The following is a 20,424-nucleotide window of genomic DNA, read 5'->3' on the forward strand; positions in this document are numbered from 1 at the left end:
TCATGCCGCACTGAGTTCCGGGGTAAGACCATCGAACATGCGGTCGACATCCAGAACGGTGACGAGTTTTCCGTTCCTGCGACCGATGCCCGCAATCATACGATCTCGCCAGTTGAAGAGGCCCGCCTCGGGCAAGGGTTCCATGTCGTCATTGTCCAAAGCGGCCACTTCGATCACGCGATCCGCACGGAAGCCGACTACCGTCTGCCGACCACCGCTGCGCACCCAAAACACCACGATCCGCGACATCTCGGTATCGGCCGTGGGGACCATGCCGAGCAACGCCCGCAAATCCGCAACCGCCACACCCATGCCGCGAACATCAATCATGCCCAGAAGCTGCGCTGGCGCATTCGGCATCCGAGTGATTGGTCGCAGGTCCAGGATTTCCTGGACCCGCTCCACGGGCAACGCGAAGACGTCATCGTCGCAGGCCAAGGTCAGAACTGCACCGACTGAGGACATTACCCGGCACTCCGCGGACGGAAGCTGCTGTCAAGATCGTCGGCGCTGTCACGCAGATCGAAGTCGAAACCGCCAGACGCCTTGGCTTCCTTGCCGCCCACCAACCGGATCGCCTGTTTGGCCGGGTTCGTGTTGCGGACGAAGACTGCGGGTTCGGACTGCGCATCGTCCGAGACGAGGAAGAACTTGATCGACGCCTGAAGTTGCTCGGACTGGCTTGCCAGAGCTTCAGCCGTTGTCGACATCTCGTCGGCAGCAGATGTGTTCTCTTGGGTGACCTTGTCCAGCTGCTGGATGGCGATGTTCACCTGCGTGGCACCTGCATCCTGCTCTTGGCTGGCGCGAGAGATCTCTGCCACAAGCTGCGATGTCCGTTCGATATCCGGGACCAGTTCCTCAAGCATTTCGCCGGCTTCCTGCGCGGCTTTCACAGTGTTGCCCGACAGGTTCGAAATCTCACCTGCGGCCGACTGGCTGCGTTCTGCCAACTTGCGCACTTCCGAGGCCACAACCGCAAAGCCACGACCATGTTCACCCGCACGGGCCGCTTCCACAGCGGCATTGAGGGCCAGAAGATCGGTCTGACGCGCGATTTCTTGAACCACGAGGATCTTTTCGGCGATTGTCTGCATGGCATTGACGGCCCGCGACACGGCTTCACCGCTTTCGCGTGCATCGGATGCGGATTTCAGCGCCATCTTTTCCGTGTCCGCAGCATTCTTCGCGCTTTGCTTGATGTTGGCTGCCATCTGTTCCATCGAGGCAGAGGCCTCTTCGGTCGCACTTGCCTGCTCTGTCGCACCCTGGCTCAGGGCTTCGGAGGTTGCAGACATCTCGGAAGCGCCGGATGCCACGTCGCGCGACGCTGTCGACACGTTTGCCACAACTTCTCGCAGGCGCAGAACCATGGTGTTCAAAACCCTGAGCAGGTCACCGATTTCATCGTTGCTCGTAGCATCGGTGGTCCGACGCAGGTCGCCATTTGCAACGTTTTCCGCGAGTGTCACAGCCGAACCGAGTGCGTTCTTCATGCGGCTGGTGAAGACCCAGACCATGGCCAGTGAGGCAAGGATAACGAGCAAGCTGATTGCGCCAATTGCGATCTGGATCTGGCGAGCAATTGTCTGTCCCGCAATCACCTGACGCTCAGCTTCGGCAAGCTGGAAGGAAATGAGCCCATCCAACGCATCATGCACGCCGTCGATCGGTCCGTAGAAGCTTTTCTTGATGAATTCATACAGCACAGGTTCGTTTTGCGTTTCCAGGATACTCGCAAAGCGATCCATGGTTTGGTCGGCTTTGACCTTTGCGTCTACCACGATGTCTTTCAGTCTGATTTCTTCGGGCGGCAAGTAAGTCAGCAGATAGGCGTTCCATTGCTCTTCAATGACGGTACGCGCATCAGCAAGCTCCTCGCGACCGACCTGCCATGAAAGGCCTTCATCCAGAATGCCATTGGCGATCATGCGGGTGTGGATTGTGTATTCATCGTTGATGGCTTTGAGCTGGTCCAAGGGAATGACGCGATCCGCGTATACCGTTTCGATGCGGCTCAGGATTTTTTCCATCCCGAACAATCCTGCCACACCGACGACGATCATCGCGACGAATGTCATCGTTTGGATGGCGATGATTTTGGTTGAAAGGCTGTTGAAGAAACCTTTCCGTTTCTGGACTTGCTGTGTCATCACGCGGCTACCTTTTCTTTCGCCGCGTCTGCGGCACTGTATGATTTGAAAATCGTGTCGAGGTCGGGGAACATCACGAAGGTGTCTTTGAGCTGGCCGATCCCGAAAACGAATTCAGGCGGCCAAGGAGACCCCACCGGTGGGACGTCCTCGATTTCGGCGGTGTTTATGGTTGTGACCTCGTCGACTTGATCGGCGAGAATGGCCACGGTGGATTTCTCGTCTTCGATCCGGACCTCAAGAACCAGAACACGTGTGTCTTCGGTTGCGGGCGTGCGCGGAATTCGAAGGGCAACCCGCAGATCAGCGAGCGGAACAACGACGCCGCGCACATTGATCAGACCAGTTGCGAATGACCCGGATTGCGGCACGCGGGTGATCGGCACCATTTCAAGAATCTCCCGCAGGTATTCGGCCAGAAGTGCCAGTTTTTCCGTGCCAAGTCGGAAGGTCAGGATGTCTGTGTGGCTGGCATTTCTCATGCTGCGGCCCCCCGTCTTGTGCGCAATTCGACGTCGCGGCCAAGCGCGACAAGTTGGGTCGCGTCAAGGATCAGGGCGACGGTTCCGTCCCCCAGGATCGTCGCGCCCGAAAAGAACTTCAGGCAGGCGTGGAACTGCGACAGTTGCTTGATGACCGTCTGGTAGTTGCCAATGATCCGGTCCACGACCAGACCAACCCGTCCCCCGGCAGAAGACACCACGACCACCTTCTGAAAATCAGGCGGCGTGCCGTCGATTTCGAACAGGTGACGCAGGCGCAGGAAGGGAACCAGCTCGCCGCGAATGTTCAGATAGGACGATCCGCCATTGCCAACCGTATGGAGCGTGGGAAGCTCGACGCATTCCTCGACCGCCGCCAATGGGATCGTGTAGCGTTCGCCACCCACATCGATGAGCATGCCGTCGATGATCGCCAGCGTCAGAGGCAGGCGCAGGGTCAGGGTGGTGCCGTGCCCGGGTTCCGAGGCAAGGTCGATTTCGCCACGCAGCGACGCGATGGTGCGCATCACCACATCCATGCCCACACCGCGACCAGAGAGTTCGGTGACCTTGTCCACGGTCGAAAAGCCGGGCTGAAAGATCATGCGGAAAATCTCGCTGTCGCTGAGGTCGTCCCGCTCGGACATCAGACCCTTGCTGATCGCCTTTTCCCGGATTTTGGCGGGGTTCAGACCGCGCCCATCGTCACGGACGGTGATCAGAACCTCGGCCCCCGAATACCGGGCGCCAAGTTCGATCGTGCCGGTTTCCGGTTTGCCGACGGCGCGCCGGTCTTCAGGGGTTTCCAGCCCGTGGTCGACCGAATTGCGCAGAATGTGAACAAGCGGATCGGCCAGAAGTTCGATCACGGTCTTGTCGAGCTCGGTGTCTTCGCCAACGGTCACGAATTCCAGCGGTTTGCCCAAGGAAGAGGACAAGTCGCGCATCAAGCGACGGAACCGGCCCAGAATGCTGCCAATCGGCACCATGCGCATCGACATGGTTGCATCCCGCAGCCCCGCGACAAGACGCTGGATGTCTTCGGCGACCGACATCATGGAGGCGTCATTGGTGGCTTCGGTCAAGGCCTGCAGTCGCGCCTCGGCGATCACCAACTCGCCAACGCGGTCCATCAATTCGTCCAACCGTTCGGTGGCAACACGCATGGTTTCGCCAGCCGCGGCCTTGGGATTGGTCGGGGCTTTTGCCACAGCTTGGCTTTGCGTTTCATCTGTTTCGGCGCGGGGGGCAGCACCGGGTGTTGTATCCGCCGATGCCGGAGTGTCGACAGGTGCGGGCAGGGTTGCGCCCCGCCGTTCGACGCTAAGATCCATCTCGTCGCGGACAAACATGAATACCATGTCGATATCTGCGTCGGTCAGGTTGGCGTTGATTTCGACCTCCCAGCCTGTCAGGCAGTCGGTTGGATCAAGCTCTCCCAAGGTTGGGATGCGGTCGTCGAGCGCACGGACCGTGGTGTCTCCGTAGCCGCGCAGTTCTTCGATCAACAGCGCGGGATTGCTTCCAAGCCGCAGGGCGTCGGAACCAAGCCAAAAGCGAATGACCGTTGTCACTTCACCTACAACCGGCTCTTCAACCGGGTGCGGTGTTTCTGCAGCCTCGTCTTCGGCAGTGTCGGTGTCGTCGCTGTGATGGCCGGGGCGCATCAACGTGCGCAGATTCGCAAGAATGCGCTGATTGTCTGCATCCGTCCCCTCGACGGCGTCCATCAATTTGCCGATCTGGTCACAGGCCTGAAGCGACAGGCCGATCAGGTCGTTCGAGACCGTCGCACGTCCATTGCGCAGATCGTCGAAGGCGGTTTCGAATTCATGAACGAAATGCGACAGCTCGGTGAAACCGAACATCGCACCCGATCCCTTGATCGTATGCATGCTGCGGAAGATCGAATTGATCAGTTCCGTATCGCCGGGCGCTGCTTCGAGGTCCATCAAGCCTTTCTCGATGGACTGAAGCAGCTCCGAGGCTTCCTGTCGGAAGATCTCGGCGCCCATGTCGTCGAATCCGGTCATGCGCCGACCATTTTCTTGACGACGGCAAGGATCTGGTTCTGGTCGAACGGTTTGACCATCCAGCCGGTTGCGCCCGCGTCCTTGGCCTGTGCCTTGAGAGCGGCGTCGCTTTCTGTCGACAGAAAGACAACCGGAACGCCAACGGATTGCGGCGTTGCGCGGAATTTCCGGATAAAGCTCAGACCGTCCAGACGCGGCATGTTCTGGTCTGTCAAAACGGCGTCTACATGGGTCGACGTCGCCTTCTCGAAGGCGTCCTGTCCGTCTTCTGCTTCGATGATGTCTACCCGGCTGCTGCCAGTGTCATCTGAACCATCTTTCGCACAGAGGGAGAGTCGTCCACAACGAGAACGGTTTTTGCCATTTTCTATTTTCCTTTTGCTAAAATCAGGTCAGGCGGCGTGTGCAAAACAAATGCCGTATTCCGCGAGGACTGCATCAAACGTGCCATGTCCGTCAGAAACGACAGCAAACGATCTGCTGTTTCGCTCTGCTGTTTTCCGCGCGCTGATCAGGACCTGCAGCATTGCAAGATCGATCTGTTCGACCTGACTACAGGTCACGACGATGTCGGTTTCGGTCTCAACCAACTGTCTCAAGGATGTCAGGACAGCCCCGCATTCCGTGATGGTTGCTTTGGGGGGCAGATCGAACGTTTTGACGGATGCCATGTCGGTTTCCTTGAAATACATACGTGGAAACTGAAACGAACAGGGCGGATTGTCTTTTAGTTGCAGGTCTCCGCGGCGACGGACGGCGGTGTGGGATAATCTTCGCGAAGCGCTCTAATCATCTGAAATTAAAACAGTAATTTGGATTTTTGGGCTATCCAAAGATATTTGGGTGACAGGCCGTAAATGGCTGTGCGGCCTGTCAGGAAAGCAAACCGGGACCGCGTGTCGATCTTGAACAGCAGCCTGCCAGCGGATCAGGACAAAGCTGCCAAAGCCATGTGTACCGAGGCAACCACGGGGTCGATGATACGCGAGCGGGCAGGGGCCTTGATCTGGTTGGCGATCAAGGTCATCCCGCCACAGCCCAGCACGATGCTGCACCCGGGATGCGCCGCCGCCGTCCTGTCGATCGCGTCCTGAACGCGCCGCAGACTGTCGGCCCGCGCGTTCAGCTCCAGCACTGGCACGCCCGAGGCATGTATCCCGGCGCAGCGCGTGTCGAGGGTCATAGCGCGAATGTTGTCGGCAATCACCGGCACCGACACATCAAGGCTTGTGACCACAGCGAAATGCTGGGCGGCCAGGCAGCCCGCAAGACATCCCGCTTCACCCAAGCCCACCACCGGCAAACCGGCTGTCGACCGGAGCGTGGCAAGTCCGGTGTCGTCAAAACAGCCAATGATCGCGACGTGCGCGCCGTTCTCCCGCGCCTCGTCGACCAGTGCAAACAGGCCGTCAAGGCAGCGCTCGGCATCCGCTGGCCCCTGTATCGACGCAGGCCCACGGTGATTGGTCAGGCCCACGACATCCGCCAGGCCATCAATTGCAGCGCGGGCTGTGTCGACCATCTCGGTGGTCATGCGTTCGGTGGAATTCGGATTGAGGATCGCGATCCTCGGGCGCACGCGCGACGTCACCGCTGGCTCTCCGGTTCGGCCAGCGCCTCGGCGCGACTGGCTTGTACGCATCGCGCCCAACGTCCGTCCGCTCCTGTCCAAACCGGCAGGGGGCTGGCATGACAGGCGGCTTCGGCATGAGCACAACGCGGCGCAAAGGAACAGCCTTCCGGCAGCGCATTGAGCGGCGGCGGCGCACCGGGTACGGCATCCAGACGCGTGCCCGGCACAGCTCCGACCAGATTGGCCGCCAATAGCCCTTTCGAATAGGGGTGCCGCGCATCGCGGATCACATCCCGGACAGAACCCGTTTCGACAAAGCTGCCTGCATACATCACCGCCAGCCTGTCAGACACTTCGACCGCTACGCCGATATCGTGGGTGACAAAGATCACCCCCATACCCATCTCCTGCTGCAGTTCGCGCAACAGCAACAGGATTTGGATTTGAACCGTCGCATCAAGTGCTGTTGTCGGCTCGTCCGCCAGCAACAGCTTGGGGCGGCAGGCCAGAGCCAGAGCGATCATCGCGCGTTGACGCATTCCGCCCGACATCTCGTGTGGGTAGTTCTCCAGCCGACGTTTGGCCGACGGGATGCGTACCAGTTCCAGCATCTCGAGCGCGCGGGTCATCGCGTCACTTTTCGATATCGCTTCATGCCGCATCACGGTCTCAGCGATCTGCTGACCGACGGTGTAGACCGGGTCCAGCGCCAAGGCCGGGTCTTGAAAGATCATCGATGCGACACCGCCGCGGTGATCGGCCAAGGCGCGTCCCTGCAAGGACAGAACATCGTTGCCATCCACTTCGACCCGGCCGGTGATTTTGGTCTTCCGTTCTGGCAAAAGGCGCAGCAAGGTCTTCAACGTCACGCTCTTGCCAGACCCGCTTTCGCCCAGAATGCCCAGCACCTCGCCCGGAGCGAGGTCAAAGCTCACATTGTTGACCGCATGGACCGGGGGTGTCCCGGCAAAGCGCACCGACAGGTCCTGCACCCGGACAAGAGGCGTAACGGCGTGTACGGTTTCTTGCGTCATGCGACCTCCTCCGTCTTTGCGTTGAGATGGCAGGCCGCGACATGACCTGTCCCGACCCGATGCGACACGGGCACCTGTGCCGAACAGGGTCCGAACGCATGGGCGCATCGCGTGTGGAACCGGCATCCCGGTGGCGGGTCGATTGGGTTCGGAGGATCACCAGCCAGCGGCGCCTCCATCGTGCGGCGATCCGGATCAAGCGACGGCATCGCGGCCAGAAGCGCTTCGGTATAGGGATGGCGGGGTGCGCTGTAGAGGCTTTCCGCCGGTCCGATCTCGGCCACTTCGCCCAGATACATCACCATCACCCGGTCCGAGATATGGCGTACTACGTTCAGGTCGTGACTGATGAACACATAGGTCAAACCGCGTTCACGCCGGAGGTCCATCAGCAGGTTCAACACCTGCGCCTCGACCGATTTGTCCAGTGCGGACACGGCCTCATCCAACACGATCACCCGAGGATCGAAGGCCAATGCGCGTGCGATGTTCACCCTCTGGCGTTGCCCGCCCGACAGCTCATGCGCGTAGCGGCCACCAAAGCGGGTGGGGTCCAGACCGACACGGTCCAGCAGGTCTTGCGCCTTGCGCATCGCCTCGGACCGCGACACGCCGTGCACCATAGGTCCAAACGCAACCGCGTCGATCATCGTCATGCGCGGGTTGAGCGAGGCGAAGCTGTCCTGAAACACCATCTGCACCTTGCTGCGAAACGCCTTGAGCGGCAGTTCCGGACCAACGACCTTGCCTTCATAGCGCACGCTGCCGCTGTCGGGTGTCAGCAGTTGCACCAACAGACGCGCTGTCGTGGACTTGCCGCAGCCACTTTCGCCGACGACGCCCAAGGTCTCACCGGGGGCCAGTTCGAAACTGACGTCATCGACGGCACGTACTACTTTGCGTGCAGCGCCGAACCCTCCGGCATTGAAGTGTTTGACGAGGCTATGGGCGGACAGGATCGGCGTGCTCATTGTTTCACATCCATGGCGGATCTCAGTCCGTCGCTAAGCATGTTGAACGAGATCGAGGTAAGAAAGATCATCACGCCGGGCAGCGCGGCCAGCCACGGCTGGACGTAGATCGCATTGCGCAATGTGTTCAGCATCAACCCCCACTCCGCGTTGGGCGGGCTGACGCCAAGGCCGAGGAAGGACAGACCTGCGGCAAGGATCATCGACACCGAGATCAGGCTGGTGGCGTAGACAAAGATCGGACCCAGCACATTGCCCAGTACATGATCGCGCACGATCCGCAGGCTAGATGCGCCGCTGGCCTGTGCCGCTTCTATGTATTCCAGCTTTCGTACCGATGTGGTGACGCTTTCGGCCACGCGCGCAATCGGCGGGATAAAGACCACCGTCAAGGACAGCAGCCCGTTGAGGATGCCCGCCCCCAATGCGCCGGAAATCGCGATCGCCAGCAGCACCGACGGAAAGGCGTAGAGCACGTCGAGCACGCGCATGGTGATGGTGTTGACCCAGCCGCCCAGATAGCCCGCGGCGATGCCAATGGCCGCACCGATGGTAAAGGCGATTAGCACCGGCACGACCCCCATGAAGAGGGACAGGCGCGCGCCGTAGATCAGACGGCTGAGCATATCTCGGCCCAACTCGTCGGCTCCGAGCGGGTATCCTTCGGTGCCGATGGGGGACAGGCGCTTGATCATGCTGCCATCCAGTGGGTCGGCAGGCGCGATCCATGGCGCAAAGATCGCCATCAGCACCAGACCGGCCGCGACAAGCCCGGCACAGACCGCGACCTTGTCGCGCAAGAACCGCGTCCAGACAGATCGCCAGTAACCTTGAGATTTTTCGATGGTGGCCAGATGTGCCACGGTATCTGCGGTGACAGCCATGGCTTAGCCCCTTTGCAAACGGGGATCGAGCGAGGTTTGCGCCACGTCGACCAACAGGTTGAGGATCACGAAGAACATCGCCAGCACGAGGATCGTGCCTTGCAACAACGGCAGGTCGCGCTGAAAAATCGCCTGACCCAGAAGGAACCCTGTGCCGGGCCACGAGAACACGGTCTCAATAAGGATCGACCCGCCCAGCAGGTAGCCCAGTTGCAAGCCCATCACGGCCAAAGCGGTGGGGGCGGCGTTCTTGATCACATGCGCCAGCACGCCGCGATCCAGCAGGCCTTTGGCGCGTAGCCCCGACACGAATTCCTGCTGAAGGATGTCCGCCACCAATGCGCGCACGGTGCGGGCGACAATGCCCATCGGGATCACTGACATCGTGACGGCGGGCAGGATCAGGTATTGCATGTGCTCCCAATCCCAGACCCATTGGCTTGAGCCGCCAGGGCCTGCGCCTGTGGCAGGTAGCCAACGCAGTTCGACCGAGAAGATGATGACCATCACCATGCCCAGCCAGTAATGCGGCACGGACACGCCGACGACAGAAATGGCCGTGGCCAGCTTGTCGATCCAGCTGTCGCGGAAGTAGCCTGCCACAAAGCCGAACAAGCCGCCAAGGGTGAAGCCAATAATGGTCGCGGTGACAGCAAGGACCAGCGTATTGCCGACGGCATTGAGCACTTCGGACGCAACAGGACGTCCGGATGCGATGGAATTGCCCAAATCCCCCTGTAGCGCCAGCCCCAGCCAGCGCAGGAATTGCTCTGGATAGGACTTATCAAACCCGTAGATCGCCATCATTTGTTCCTGCAACTCGACCGACGCATCCGGCGGCAGGATCGACACAAGCGGATCACCGGGAGAGATGTGAACCAGTGCAAAACATACCAGAGACACGCCCAGCATGATCGGCACGGTGTAGAGAACGCGTCGCAGGATGAACGAAAGCATAATTGGATTGGCCTGTTGCAAAAGGGGCCGCCCCGGTGTCGGGACGACCCCATTGGGTGTGAAGGATTACTCTTCGATGGTCATCGGAGCGATGTCGATGAACCAGTTTTTCGGCTGGGTCACGTTGCCGACCTTGGCCGACATCGCGCGCGGACCCACGTCATGGGCGATCCAGACAAAGGGTGCTTCTTCGACAATGCGGGTGTGCAGACGGGCCAAGGCCGCGTCACGATCCGCATCCGCAAAGGATGTGCGGGCATCCGCGATCAAAGCGTCGAACTCATCGTTGCCGAACAGGCCCCAGTTGTTGGACACCGGCGGGAAGGTTTCCGTCGAAACGAAGCGGACCATGGCAAAGAACGGGTCCATCGTGGCGAAGGACACGTTGATCGCATGCGCACCGCGCGCGCTTTCATCCGCAGCGCCTTTGCGCCAGTTGGTGAACACGGTGTTCCATTCCAGCACGTCCAGCTCGACGTCAAAGAAGCAATCCGCCAGCGACTGTTGCACGTATTCGTTCATCGTCACAGGTTGCATCTGACCAGAACCCGAGGCTGAGGTCTGAACCTTCACCTTGACCGGGTTGTCTGCTGAAAAACCGGCTTCGGCCATCAGCGTGCGCGCCGTGTCGGGATCATAGCGAATGTCGAAAGACGGGTTGCCCCACCACGGATGGCCTGGCTCGACCGAGCCTTTGGGGATGCCCATGTAGCCACCGAGCAGAACCTGCAGCTCTTCGCGGTTCACACACAGGTTGGCCGCATGACGCACCCGCTTGTCGAGCCAGGGCGAACCTTCGTGGAAGGACAGCTGCCACGGCCAGACATGCGGCTGCGGGTTGGAATAGATGACGTTGCCTTCGGCCTGAATGCGCGGGATCGCGTCCGGGGCAGGGGCTTCGATCCAGTCGACCTGACCGGACAGCAGCGCTGCTGTGCGCGCGTTGGCATCAGGCAGCGGCACCAGAACCACGCGGTCGATGGTCGGTGTGCGGGCCGGGTCCCAGTATTCTTCGTTCTTCACCATTTCGAACCGTTCGCGCGGCACGAAGAGGTCGCCCTCGAACGGCCCGGTGCCCGACGGATCAAAGGCAAAGGCGGTCCAAGCGGCGGCAGCGCGTTCTTTGGGATCGGTGATCGACGCATCGACGGCATCGTAAAGCGACTGCCAATGGGTCGGCGAGGCCATGAACAGCATCGTCATGTTGAGTGGCAAAAAGCTGTCAGGCTGCGTGGTGGTCAATTCGACGGTCAGATCGTCGATGGCGCGGGCGGATGCGAGGGTCGGCATACGCGACTTGGTGGCGCCAACCTGATCGGGGGCGAAGTGCGGCGCGTTTTCGTCCAGCACCTTCTGCACGTTCCAGACAACCGCTTCGGCGTTGAAGGGCGATCCGTCATGGAAGGTCACGCCTTCACGCAGGGTGAAGGTCCACTTGGTCGTGTCATCCGGGTTCACTTCCCACGCCGTGGCCGAGCCCGGCACGATCCCGCTGGGTTCGGTTTCCGATGACAGGTCCCAATGCGTCAGCGCATCGTACATCGGGATGCCGGTAAAGCGGTTGCCTTCAAAGCCTTGGTCCGGCTGGCCCGATGTGCGCGGGATATCCGCTGCCGTCATGCCGATGGTCAGGGTTTTCTCGGCCCAGGCAGGGCCTGCGGCCAGCATCGCCGCGACAAGTGCGATCGCTGAGGATCGCTGCACAAAATTCCTCATTTCCATACTCCTGTTGAACGTCCGGACCAAGCCCTGCAGACCGGCCTCGCCCCTGAAGCAGAGATTGAGATGTGGGCAAAATACTTCGACAACCAAATGCCAGATTGTATACGTTTCGTCTTCAAAAAGTTTACAATAGCCCAAAATTTTCTCACGCATGACCTCGCCGCACAGTTTTTGGGCGGTTCGTGTCGGGTAAACGACGACTTGGAAACTTGGGGTGACATTCCTGTCCAAAAAGGCGAGAAAGGCCTGCGCAAATGTATACAACCGTTGACGGCACGACATGAGTATTACGCAGCAAGAGGCAAATTTCAGCAGGCGGTTCGATGCGGATATCGTGCAGAACCCCGTGTTTACAGGGGTCGAGCGGGCTATCCTCGAACAACGCTTGCCGCCGGGAACCCGCCTTGCAGAAACGGATCTGGCCGAGTTCTACGGGGTCTCCCGAACGATTGTGCGGACCGGGCTTCAGGGGCTTGCGCATTCCCAGCTTGTCACCTTGCGCCCGAATCGCGGTGCCAGTGTCGCCAATCCATCGCCACGTGAAGCGCGCGAAGTGTTCGAAGCCCGCGAATTGCTCGAGCCGCGCTCGGCCCGAGAGGCGGCGTTGCGTGCCAATCGGGCGGATGTGCGTGCTTTGCGGCTGCATGCGCAAGAAGAACACGCTGCAATGGCGAACAACGAATCTGGCCGTGCCCTGCGGCTCTCGGGCCGGTTTCATGTGATGATCGCCCAGATCGCCAATCAGCGTACCATTGCCGAGATCATTGAAAACCTTGTGTCGCGATCCTCTTTGATCATCGCGTTGTACTGGACCCGGTCGAGCACTCGGTGTGACGAAGGATGCCATAATGCGCTGATTGATGCGTTGGAACGCAACGATGCGGGCGAAGCCGAGGAGCTGATGCGCAGCCACCTTGTCGAACTGCACTCGGCGCTGCGGTTTGAGGTCGGGCCCAGTTCGAACCTGACGCTCAAGGACATGCTGAGCTGACAGCACTCTGTCGGACGTTGCAAAAATCAGTACCGAATAGGGTAAAGCCCTCCTGCGATCGGCCATCCGGTCGTATCGCTGCGCGCGTGCTCAAAGCCATGCGCACCTGAGGTTTGAAAAACGGTCACCTATAAAACTGTTTACTTTGTTAACAAAATTTATCACACTCGTCCCGAGGATCGTCGGGAGGAGACAATGCTGGGAACTGACTTTGCCATTTTGCGAGGCACCGCCGCCCGTTTGCACGGGATGGTCGCACGTGGCGCCCGAACTCCGGTCACGCCAGTGTTTTTCCATCCCCTTCATGTGCAGGTCGGTCGCAATGACTGATCTCGAGACAGACGATTTCTGGGCCCCAGAGTTCATCTATGAACACCGGGACGATGGCAGCATCCTTATGCGTCAGAAAGGTGATTTGACCGGATACCTGCCAACGCTGGCTGACTATCTTGACAAGTGGGCCGATGCGACACCCGACCAGACATGGATCGCCCGTCGGTCGACCGATGGCGATTGGGTGCGCATCACCTATGCAGAAGCCCGCGCCAAAGCCAAGTCCATCGGTGCAGCCTTGCTTGCGCTGGGGCTTGGCCCTGACAGGCCACTGCTCATCCTGTCGGAGAACAGCCTCGAACACGCGTTGCTTGGGGCGGCATGCTTTTACACCGGGATTCCCTATGCGCCGTTGTCCCCCGCCTATTCTCTGGTGTCCAAGGACCATCTCAAGCTGAAGGACATCGCGGAGACCCTAAACCCGGGCGCTGTCTACGGCGATGACGGGTCGATCTTTGGTCCAGCCTTCGCGTCAATCGCCGCCGAGGGGCGGATGGTGATTTGCAAACAGGCACCAAGCCCGGGTGCCATGAGCTTTGACGACCTGCTGGCGGGCGATCCAGCCAGGGCAGAAGAAGCGCGGGCCCGTATCACCGGCGAAACCGTCGTGAAGTACCTTTTCACCTCCGGCTCGACGGGGTCCCCGAAAGCGGTGATCAACACCAACTCCATGATTTGCGCCATGCAGGCCATGGTGCGAGACTGTTACCGCTTCCTTGAAAAGCAACCGCCCGTTGTGCTGGATTGGGCCCCTTGGAACCACACAGCCGCGGGCAACAAGGTGTCATATCTCGTGCTGACCAACGGCGGCACTTATTACATCGACGATGGCCGCCCCGTGCCGGGCAAATTCGATGAAACGCTGCGCAACTTGCGCGATATCTCCTGCACCTGGTATTTCAATGTGCCAGTGGGATGGGACATGCTGGTCGAAGCGCTCGAGACTAATCCAGAGCTTGCTGCAACCTTTTTCAAGTCTCTCGGTATGATGTTTTATGCCGGGGCCGGCATGGCGCAACACACCTGGGACGCCCTGCGCCGTCTTTCACGGCAGACAACCGGGCGCGAAGTGCTTTTGGCCACGGGTTTGGGGGCAACCGAAACCGCCCCCTTCGCGCTGGCCTGCACCGAGGTGCAAGAGAAAGCAGGAAATGTCGGCGTGCCCTCAAGAGGCCTGCAGATGAAACTTGTCCCGACGAGTGGCAAAATGGAAGTGCGTCTCAAAGGACCGACCGTCACCCCCGGGTACTTTGGTGATCCTACCAAGACAGCCGAGGCTTTTGACGAAGAAGGCTACTACCGTATGGGCGATGCTTTGCGACCGGCAGACCCTGATGATTTCTCCAAAGGGTTCTACTTCGACGGTCGCGTTGCCGAGAATTTCAAGCTGAACACAGGCACTTGGGTTGCTGTTGGGGCTGTCCGCTCGGCCCTTGTGGATGCCATGGGCGGCCTCGTGCGCGACGCGGTGATCGTCGGGGAAAACGAACGCGATCTTGGGGCGCTGTTGCTCTTGTCCGACAAGGCCAAAGCAATGGCCGACAACGACCGCGCCCAAGCTCTGACCCAAGCGCTTGCAGCCGCCGGCCAGTCCGCCACCGGATCGGCCAGCCGCGTGTGTCGCGCGGCTGTGCTGTCGCAGGAACCAAGCTTTGAAAAAGGCGAGATCACCGAAAAAGGCTCTTTGAACCAACGCGCCATGCGCGCGCATCACGCGGACCTGATAGATGATCTTTACCAGAACCGGGGAGAGGCCATCGTTCTGGGCGGCCGCGTTCGCTGAGATCGGACAGGCAACAGCGGCGGCGATAAACAATTTTACGGGATAAAACCCGATAGGCCGCCGAAGATGTGATCTGTCAGGTGCAGAGCCACAAATGCTTTTCAATGGACGGGAACTCTGGTTAGGTCTGTATCGGCTGCTCGAAACGCTCTTTAGGGTTGCAAGCTCTTGACGGTTTGTATTCGGCAAGCGCACATGTTCGCGGGGCTGTGCTAAGTTCTGGTACGGACCGGCATTGTTGCAAAAGTCTGACGACGAAGGATTCACTTCGCGAATCCATGGCGTTAGACGCGGTGCATGAGCAAGCCATCTCCCGCCCGCTATCGCACGACGAACTGGTCCAGCTACAACGCGTCACTCAGGAAGCGGGGGTCTCTGCTCATCTGGGTCGACAAGGACATGACCTGGCGCGCGCCGCGTGACAGTCGACCCGGACGTCCGGCGGTGTTTTCCGATGCGGCCATACAGTTCTGCTTATCGATCAAAGTCCTGTTCAAGTTGCCGTTGCGCCAGACCGCCGGAATGGTGGCCAGCCTGCTGCGACTGGCCGGCCTGGACTGGCCCGTGCCGGACTTTTCCACGCTGTGCCGCAGGCAAAAGACCTTGGCCGTCCAGGTCCCGTATCGCCGTGCGGACGGCCCGCTGAACCTGCTGGTCGACAGCACCGGGATCAAGTTCCTCGGCGATGGCGAATGGCAGGCCCGCAAGCACGGGGTGCAAGGCCGACGCCAATGGCGCAAAGTCCATCTGGCCATGGACACCACCACCTCGGACATCCGGGCAGTCGAGTTCACCCCCAGCCGCGACGGCGACAGCCCCGTGCTGCCCGACCTGCTCGGCCAGATCCCGGCAGGTGAGCAGATAGGCACGGTCACCGCCGACGGCGCCTACGACACACGCCGCTGCCACAAGGCCATCATCGAACGCGACGCCGTTCCGATCATCCCGATCCGAAAGAACGGACGTCTCTGGAAAGAAGACTGCCCGGCTGCACGCGCCCGCAACGACACCCTGCGCGCGACGCGATACTACGGGCGGGCGTTCTGGAAACGCTGGACCGGATACCACGCCCGCAACCGGATCGAGGCGAAGATGCGCTGCCTGAAATCCTTCGGCGAGCGTATCATGGCAAGAGACCCCGACCGACAGACCGCCGAAATCCACATCCGCATCGCCCTCATGAACCGCTTCAACGCCCTCGGCACCGCCGAGATCGTCCGCGTGGCATAACGTCAGCGGGGTAAGGGGACGTCACGCCTCAGGCCGGGGTAATGCAACAACGCCTCAGCGCGGCCAAATCAATCTTGGCAATGTCAGTTTTCTCAAAGTACGGTATCAACCAACGATTGAGTGCAGAGATATAATCTTTGTACGCTTGCTTGCCTGTGCCAGCATCTAGCTCATCTTGCATATGCTCGATGGCAAACTGAGCAACGTGTTTGAACTTGCGGGTTTGGGCGGGGAGCTGATTTTTGATGCGAGCTTTAGTTTCGTAGTACAGCTCACGTGCTTTTTCCTTCGCCTCTTCAAGTTCAGCTGTGCCCGTGCTTCTCACCACCCTTTTGCCATTGTCCAGCGTCAACCTTGCGTACCAGTTGTTACTGTTTTTGCGCTTATCGAGCCTCAGTTTTTTGTTCACTTGCTGCGTTTTCGTACCGTAACTCATAGTCTCAGTTTGGCTAAGTGTTTGTTATGGCGAAATATTAGCACAAAAAAGGCTATCGGCACAGAGAAACTGTGTACGAATTGTGTACAGTTTGGGTGCGACTAGATGTTGTGGTTTTTTGAGCAAATCTAGCGTTTGCATACTAGATATTGGAGGCGAGTACCGGAATCGAACCGGTGTACACGGATTTGCAATCCGCTGCGTCACCACTCCGCCAACTCGCCAGAGTGGAGGTCTGATTAGGCGGTCGCGGGGGGCGCGTCAAGCGGATATCGGATGTGCAATTCGACACAGCATGTGGCAGTATTTCGCGCGATCTGCGCATTGCTGAAATTGGTCAGCTGTGGCAGAACGCCAGCAGCGAACTGAACGGATGAGTTTAGCCCATGACAGACTTTGCCGCCCGCCGGACCATGATGGTCGATACGCAGGTACGTCCCTCCGATGTGACCAAATTTCCGATCATCGACGCTATGTTGTCGGTCCCACGGGAACTTTTTGTGCCGCGCGAACAGGCAGAGGCGGCTTACATCAGCGAGAACGTGCCGATTGCGCCCAACCGGGTCGTGCTTGAGCCGCGCACTCTGGGTAAGCTCTTGGATGCGCTCAACATCGAGAGTGATGAGCTCGTGCTCGATATCGGGGCGGGGTACGGCTATTCCTCGGCACTGGTCGCGCGGATGGCCGAAGCGGTGATCGCGGTCGAAGAGGATGAAACCTTGGCCAGCGAAGCGCAGGTCATCCTTTCGGAGCAGGGTGCCGATAACGTCGTTTTGCATACGGGGCCGCTCATCGAAGGGGCCGCACAACATGGTCCGTATGACGCGATGCTGATCGAAGGCGGAGTCGAGCAGGTGCCCGACGCGCTGCTCGAACAGCTCAAGGATGGTGGTCGGATCGGCTGTGTCTTCATGGAAGGTGCACTGGGCGTTGTCAGAATCGGCTATAAGATTGATGGTGACGTCACGTGGCGTTTTGCTTTCAACGCATCCGCGCCGGTTCTGCCGGGCTTTGCGAAAAAAGCTGCGTTCACATTGTAATTTCGCCATTTAAAGACAAGTAAATACAGACAGATCAACAAGGGGCGGCAGGTATGGTGAAGCGGTTGAAACTGACGGGTCTGGCTGTCGCTCTGGGTCTTGTGATTGCGGCGCCAATGGCGCGGGCCGAAACTCTGGCCGATGCGATGATCGGGGCCTACAACACCAGTGGTCTTCTTGAACAGAACCGCGCTGTCTTGCGTGCCGCCGATGAAGATGTCGCGCAGGCTGTTTCATCTTTGCGCCCGGTGATCTCGTGGTCTGCGGATGCCACGCGCCAATTCGGCACGACCCGCAGCGCATCGACCAGCAACTTTATCGTACCGACGGTGTCGAACACCGTGTCGGCAAGCCTGATCGCGGAACTGACGCTGATCGACAACGGGCAGACCAAACTCGCCATCGAAACCGCCAAAGAAGCCGTGCTGGCCACACGTCAGCAGCTTGTCTCGGTCGAGCAGCAGGTTTTGTTGTCGGCGGTCGAGGCACATCTGGAGGTGCGCCGCGCGATTGAAAACGTCGCCCTGCGGGAAAACAACGTGCGCCTGATCACCCAAGAACTGCGCGCCGCTCAGGAGCGGTTCGAAGTGGGGGAAGTCACCCGCACCGACACCTCTTTGGCCGAGGCACGCCTTGCAGCCGCACGCAGCCAGTTGGCCGCCGCACAAGGCGCGTTGACCGTGGCCCGAGAGCAATATCTCGCCATCGTCGGTCGCACGCCCGGTGTGTTGCAGCCGCTGCGCAGCCTGCCGCAATTCCCGACATCCGTGGACGAGGCCAAGGCGATTGCTGTGCGCAACCATCCGCAGGTCAAATCCGTTCAGCACCAGGTTGCCGCCTCGGAACTCAACATCCTGCGCGCCGAAGCAGCGATGAAACCGACAGTGCGCTTGTCTGGTCGGCTGACCGTGACCGAAGGGCTCGACACGGACCGGTTCACGCGTGGCGGCTCGATCGGGCTCGAAGCTGGCGGTCCCATCTATCAGGGCGGGCGTCTGACTTCGTTGGTTCGGCAATCCATGGCCAACCGCGATTCGGCGCGGGGCCAGTTGCATCAGGTGATTGATCAGGTGTCGCAGAATGTCGGCAACGCCTATGCGCAGTTTCGCATTGCTCAGGCTAGCCTCGAATCGTCAGACCGTCAGGTGCGCGCGGCGACCGTCGCATTTCGTGGTGTTCGCGAGGAAGCCGCACTTGGCGCACGCACCACGCTGGACGTGCTGAACGCTGAACAGGAACTGCTGAATGCGCGGTCCGCCCGAATTTCAGCGCAAGTGGACGAAGGGATTGCAGCCTATCGCGTGTTGTCCACGCTAGGACGTCTCACCGCGACCGATTTGAAGTTGAACGTGCAGCAATACGACCCCGTAAGCTATTACAATCTGGTCAAAGATGGCCCGATTCAGAAAAGTCAGCAGGGCCAGCAGCTTGACCGTGTTCTCAAGGCCCTAGGAAAAAACTAAGTTTTTGCTCATCTGTTGTGTGAAACGCTGCACCAAGCTACTTTGTCGTCGACGTAGTAGTGGTGAACCATGTCTAATCCCGTGACAAATGTGGAAATCGAGGATGTTCTGTCATCCATTCGCAAGCTCGTCGCGGAAGAGGTGCGTGCAACGCCGGTTGCGCGCAAGCCTGAAAAAACCAGTCGTTTGATTCTGACTGCGGCGCAACGGGTGCGGGACGACACTCCCGAACCATCCCCCGCCCCGGAGCCGGTTCTTCTGACGCAGCCCATCCTCCCTCAGGACGACCCCGCCGAAGAGCTCGCGATTGACGATATCCCCGGAGATGCCCGGCTCGCTGATTTTGGCGCGGTCGAAGGCGCGTTTCCCGACATCGACGATGTTGAGAAACGGGACACACATGATGACACGTCCGAGCATCCCTCAGATGTATGGGACGACGCGCAAAGCCACGAGGACGTGGTCGCGCAGGATACGGCTCATGACGCGTCTGGCAGCATGGACCCACGCAGCGAACTCAGCCGCCTGATCGAAGAAGAAGTATCTGCCGCCTTGGCGCTGTCTCAGGACGAGGACGACGACAGCTCCAATGCCGAGGAACCGCAAGGCTGGTACGACGACCCAGATGAAAAATGGTCAATCGAAGAGGACGGGCCCAGCGATCATGACGATGCGGTAACGCCCCATGATGATGCAGCGCTCCAAGCCGACGACCCTGAGGCATGGGAAGACGACGCGGCGTGGCACGACATTGAAGAAGCCGCCCGTGTTGATGGCGGCGACTCGGCTCCTGCCTCCGAAGAGGGGCACGCGTCACCTGCGCTTCTGACACTGGAAGACAAAGTTGCGGCTTTGGGTCGTCTGGTCGCCCGCGACAGCCAGGAGTTCGAGGAAGAACGTGACCGCCCCGATGCGGACGAGCTTTCCGCGATTGCCGAACCAATGACATGGCCTGACGCGCCGTTCGAAGAGGTGGAGGAAGAAGAACCTGCCTCGCACGATTCGAACGTGTTGCACGCACAGGATGCGTGGCCGCAGCAGAACAGCTATGACGCGCCCGATCCGGTTGCTGAGCAGGTCGATACAGCGGCTTTGCAAACCGTCGACATGGACGACCATGCAGCGCTTGAAATCGACGAGGAAACGCTGCGCCTAATGGTGGTCGAGATCGTCCGGCAGGAATTGCAGGGCGCGTTGGGCGAACGGATCACGCGGAATGTGCGCAAACTGGTACGCCGCGAAATCCACCGCATGCTGATTTCGCAGGAGCTTGACTGAGCGCGTAGTATGTTCGGGGCCAGCCCGATCAAAGACAAGCACCAGTGTCAAAACAAAAAAA

General features: G+C 59.7%; 18 protein-coding genes, 1 tRNA gene and 1 pseudogene. 6 read left to right on the top strand and 14 right to left on the bottom strand.

Features of this window, described 5'->3' with window-relative positions:
• From ACK3EW_RS05205 to ACK3EW_RS05260, 12 genes and pseudogenes are all read right to left on the bottom strand, one after another.
• Complete coding sequence (locus ACK3EW_RS05205; RefSeq protein WP_439120359.1) at positions 1 to 465, bottom strand: chemotaxis protein CheW; 465 nt, start codon at positions 463 to 465, stop codon at positions 1 to 3.
• Positions 465 to 2,153 (bottom strand): methyl-accepting chemotaxis protein, encoded by a 1,689-nt coding sequence (locus ACK3EW_RS05210; RefSeq protein WP_493808732.1) that lies wholly within the window; start codon positions 2,151 to 2,153, stop codon positions 465 to 467. Before ACK3EW_RS05210 ends, ACK3EW_RS05205 begins: the two co-directional genes overlap by 1 nt.
• Complete coding sequence (locus ACK3EW_RS05215; RefSeq protein ID WP_493808733.1) at positions 2,153 to 2,635, bottom strand: chemotaxis protein CheW; 483 nt, start codon at positions 2,633 to 2,635, stop codon at positions 2,153 to 2,155. The genes ACK3EW_RS05210 and ACK3EW_RS05215 overlap by 1 nt, the downstream gene beginning before the upstream one ends.
• Complete coding sequence (locus tag ACK3EW_RS05220) at positions 2,632 to 4,668, bottom strand: chemotaxis protein CheA (protein WP_493808734.1); 2,037 nt, start codon at positions 4,666 to 4,668, stop codon at positions 2,632 to 2,634. Before ACK3EW_RS05220 ends, ACK3EW_RS05215 begins: the two co-directional genes overlap by 4 nt.
• Positions 4,665 to 5,032: pseudogene (locus tag ACK3EW_RS05225) on the bottom strand (response regulator). The gene ACK3EW_RS05220 and the pseudogene ACK3EW_RS05225 overlap by 4 nt, the downstream one beginning before the upstream one ends.
• A gap of 28 nt (positions 5,033 to 5,060) precedes the next feature.
• Positions 5,061 to 5,339 carry an STAS domain-containing protein gene (locus tag ACK3EW_RS05230; RefSeq protein ID WP_493808735.1) on the bottom strand — a complete coding sequence of 93 codons (279 nt, stop codon included), beginning with the start codon at positions 5,337 to 5,339 and terminating at the stop codon, positions 5,061 to 5,063.
• Between the two features lie 257 nt (positions 5,340 to 5,596).
• Positions 5,597 to 6,259 (bottom strand): aspartate/glutamate racemase family protein, encoded by a 663-nt coding sequence (locus ACK3EW_RS05235; protein ID WP_493808736.1) that lies wholly within the window; start codon positions 6,257 to 6,259, stop codon positions 5,597 to 5,599.
• Positions 6,256 to 7,275: an ABC transporter ATP-binding protein gene (locus tag ACK3EW_RS05240; RefSeq protein WP_493808737.1), complete on the bottom strand. Its 1,020-nt coding sequence runs from the start codon at positions 7,273 to 7,275 to the stop codon at positions 6,256 to 6,258. Before ACK3EW_RS05240 ends, ACK3EW_RS05235 begins: the two co-directional genes overlap by 4 nt.
• Complete coding sequence (locus ACK3EW_RS05245) at positions 7,272 to 8,246, bottom strand: ABC transporter ATP-binding protein (protein WP_493808738.1); 975 nt, start codon at positions 8,244 to 8,246, stop codon at positions 7,272 to 7,274. Before ACK3EW_RS05245 ends, ACK3EW_RS05240 begins: the two co-directional genes overlap by 4 nt.
• A complete protein-coding gene (locus ACK3EW_RS05250) occupies positions 8,243 to 9,130 on the bottom strand; it encodes an ABC transporter permease (RefSeq protein ID WP_493808739.1) in 888 nt (295 codons plus the stop codon). Before ACK3EW_RS05250 ends, ACK3EW_RS05245 begins: the two co-directional genes overlap by 4 nt.
• 3 nt (positions 9,131 to 9,133) lie before the next feature.
• On the bottom strand, positions 9,134 to 10,087 hold the full coding sequence (locus tag ACK3EW_RS05255; protein ID WP_085631382.1) for an ABC transporter permease: 954 nt from the start codon (positions 10,085 to 10,087) through the stop codon (positions 9,134 to 9,136).
• A 66-nt stretch (positions 10,088 to 10,153) separates the two neighbouring features.
• Complete coding sequence (locus ACK3EW_RS05260; RefSeq protein ID WP_493808740.1) at positions 10,154 to 11,803, bottom strand: ABC transporter substrate-binding protein; 1,650 nt, start codon at positions 11,801 to 11,803, stop codon at positions 10,154 to 10,156.
• 286 nt (positions 11,804 to 12,089) lie between these two features.
• Here ACK3EW_RS05260 and ACK3EW_RS05265 point away from each other — a divergent pair, with 286 nt between their 5' ends.
• The 3 genes from ACK3EW_RS05265 (at position 12,090) to ACK3EW_RS05275 (ending at position 16,146) form a co-directional block, all read left to right on the top strand.
• Entirely contained in the window at positions 12,090 to 12,800 is a 711-nt protein-coding gene (locus ACK3EW_RS05265; protein WP_493808741.1) for a GntR family transcriptional regulator, read from the top strand.
• A 322-nt stretch (positions 12,801 to 13,122) separates the two neighbouring features.
• The gene (locus tag ACK3EW_RS05270) at positions 13,123 to 14,916 is read left to right on the top strand and encodes a feruloyl-CoA synthase (protein ID WP_493808742.1); all 1,794 of its coding nucleotides are present in this window, start codon (positions 13,123 to 13,125) and stop codon (positions 14,914 to 14,916) included.
• A gap of 297 nt (positions 14,917 to 15,213) precedes the next feature.
• A complete protein-coding gene (locus ACK3EW_RS05275) occupies positions 15,214 to 16,146 on the top strand; it encodes an IS5 family transposase (protein ID WP_493806415.1) in 933 nt (310 codons plus the stop codon).
• Positions 16,147 to 16,174: 28 nt separating this feature from the next.
• On the opposite strand, the gene ACK3EW_RS05280 is transcribed toward ACK3EW_RS05275, so the two are convergent.
• Positions 16,175 to 16,582: a hypothetical protein gene (locus ACK3EW_RS05280; protein ID WP_493808743.1), complete on the bottom strand. Its 408-nt coding sequence runs from the start codon at positions 16,580 to 16,582 to the stop codon at positions 16,175 to 16,177.
• A 150-nt stretch (positions 16,583 to 16,732) separates the two neighbouring features.
• Positions 16,733 to 16,806, bottom strand: a tRNA-Cys gene (locus ACK3EW_RS05285).
• A 162-nt stretch (positions 16,807 to 16,968) separates the two neighbouring features.
• Here ACK3EW_RS05285 and ACK3EW_RS05290 point away from each other — a divergent pair.
• The 3 genes from ACK3EW_RS05290 (at position 16,969) to ACK3EW_RS05300 (ending at position 20,363) form a co-directional block, all read left to right on the top strand.
• Positions 16,969 to 17,622, top strand: a complete 654-nt coding sequence (locus ACK3EW_RS05290; RefSeq protein ID WP_493808744.1) for a protein-L-isoaspartate O-methyltransferase family protein — start codon at positions 16,969 to 16,971, stop codon at positions 17,620 to 17,622.
• A gap of 53 nt (positions 17,623 to 17,675) precedes the next feature.
• Positions 17,676 to 19,085, top strand: a complete 1,410-nt coding sequence (locus ACK3EW_RS05295; protein WP_493808745.1) for a TolC family outer membrane protein — start codon at positions 17,676 to 17,678, stop codon at positions 19,083 to 19,085.
• Positions 19,086 to 19,154: 69 nt separating this feature from the next.
• Positions 19,155 to 20,363 carry a hypothetical protein gene (locus tag ACK3EW_RS05300; protein WP_493808746.1) on the top strand — a complete coding sequence of 403 codons (1,209 nt, stop codon included), beginning with the start codon at positions 19,155 to 19,157 and terminating at the stop codon, positions 20,361 to 20,363.
• The last annotated feature ends 61 nt before the right edge of the window (positions 20,364 to 20,424 follow it).

Source organism: Marivita sp. NO-S04 (assembly GCF_059070475.1).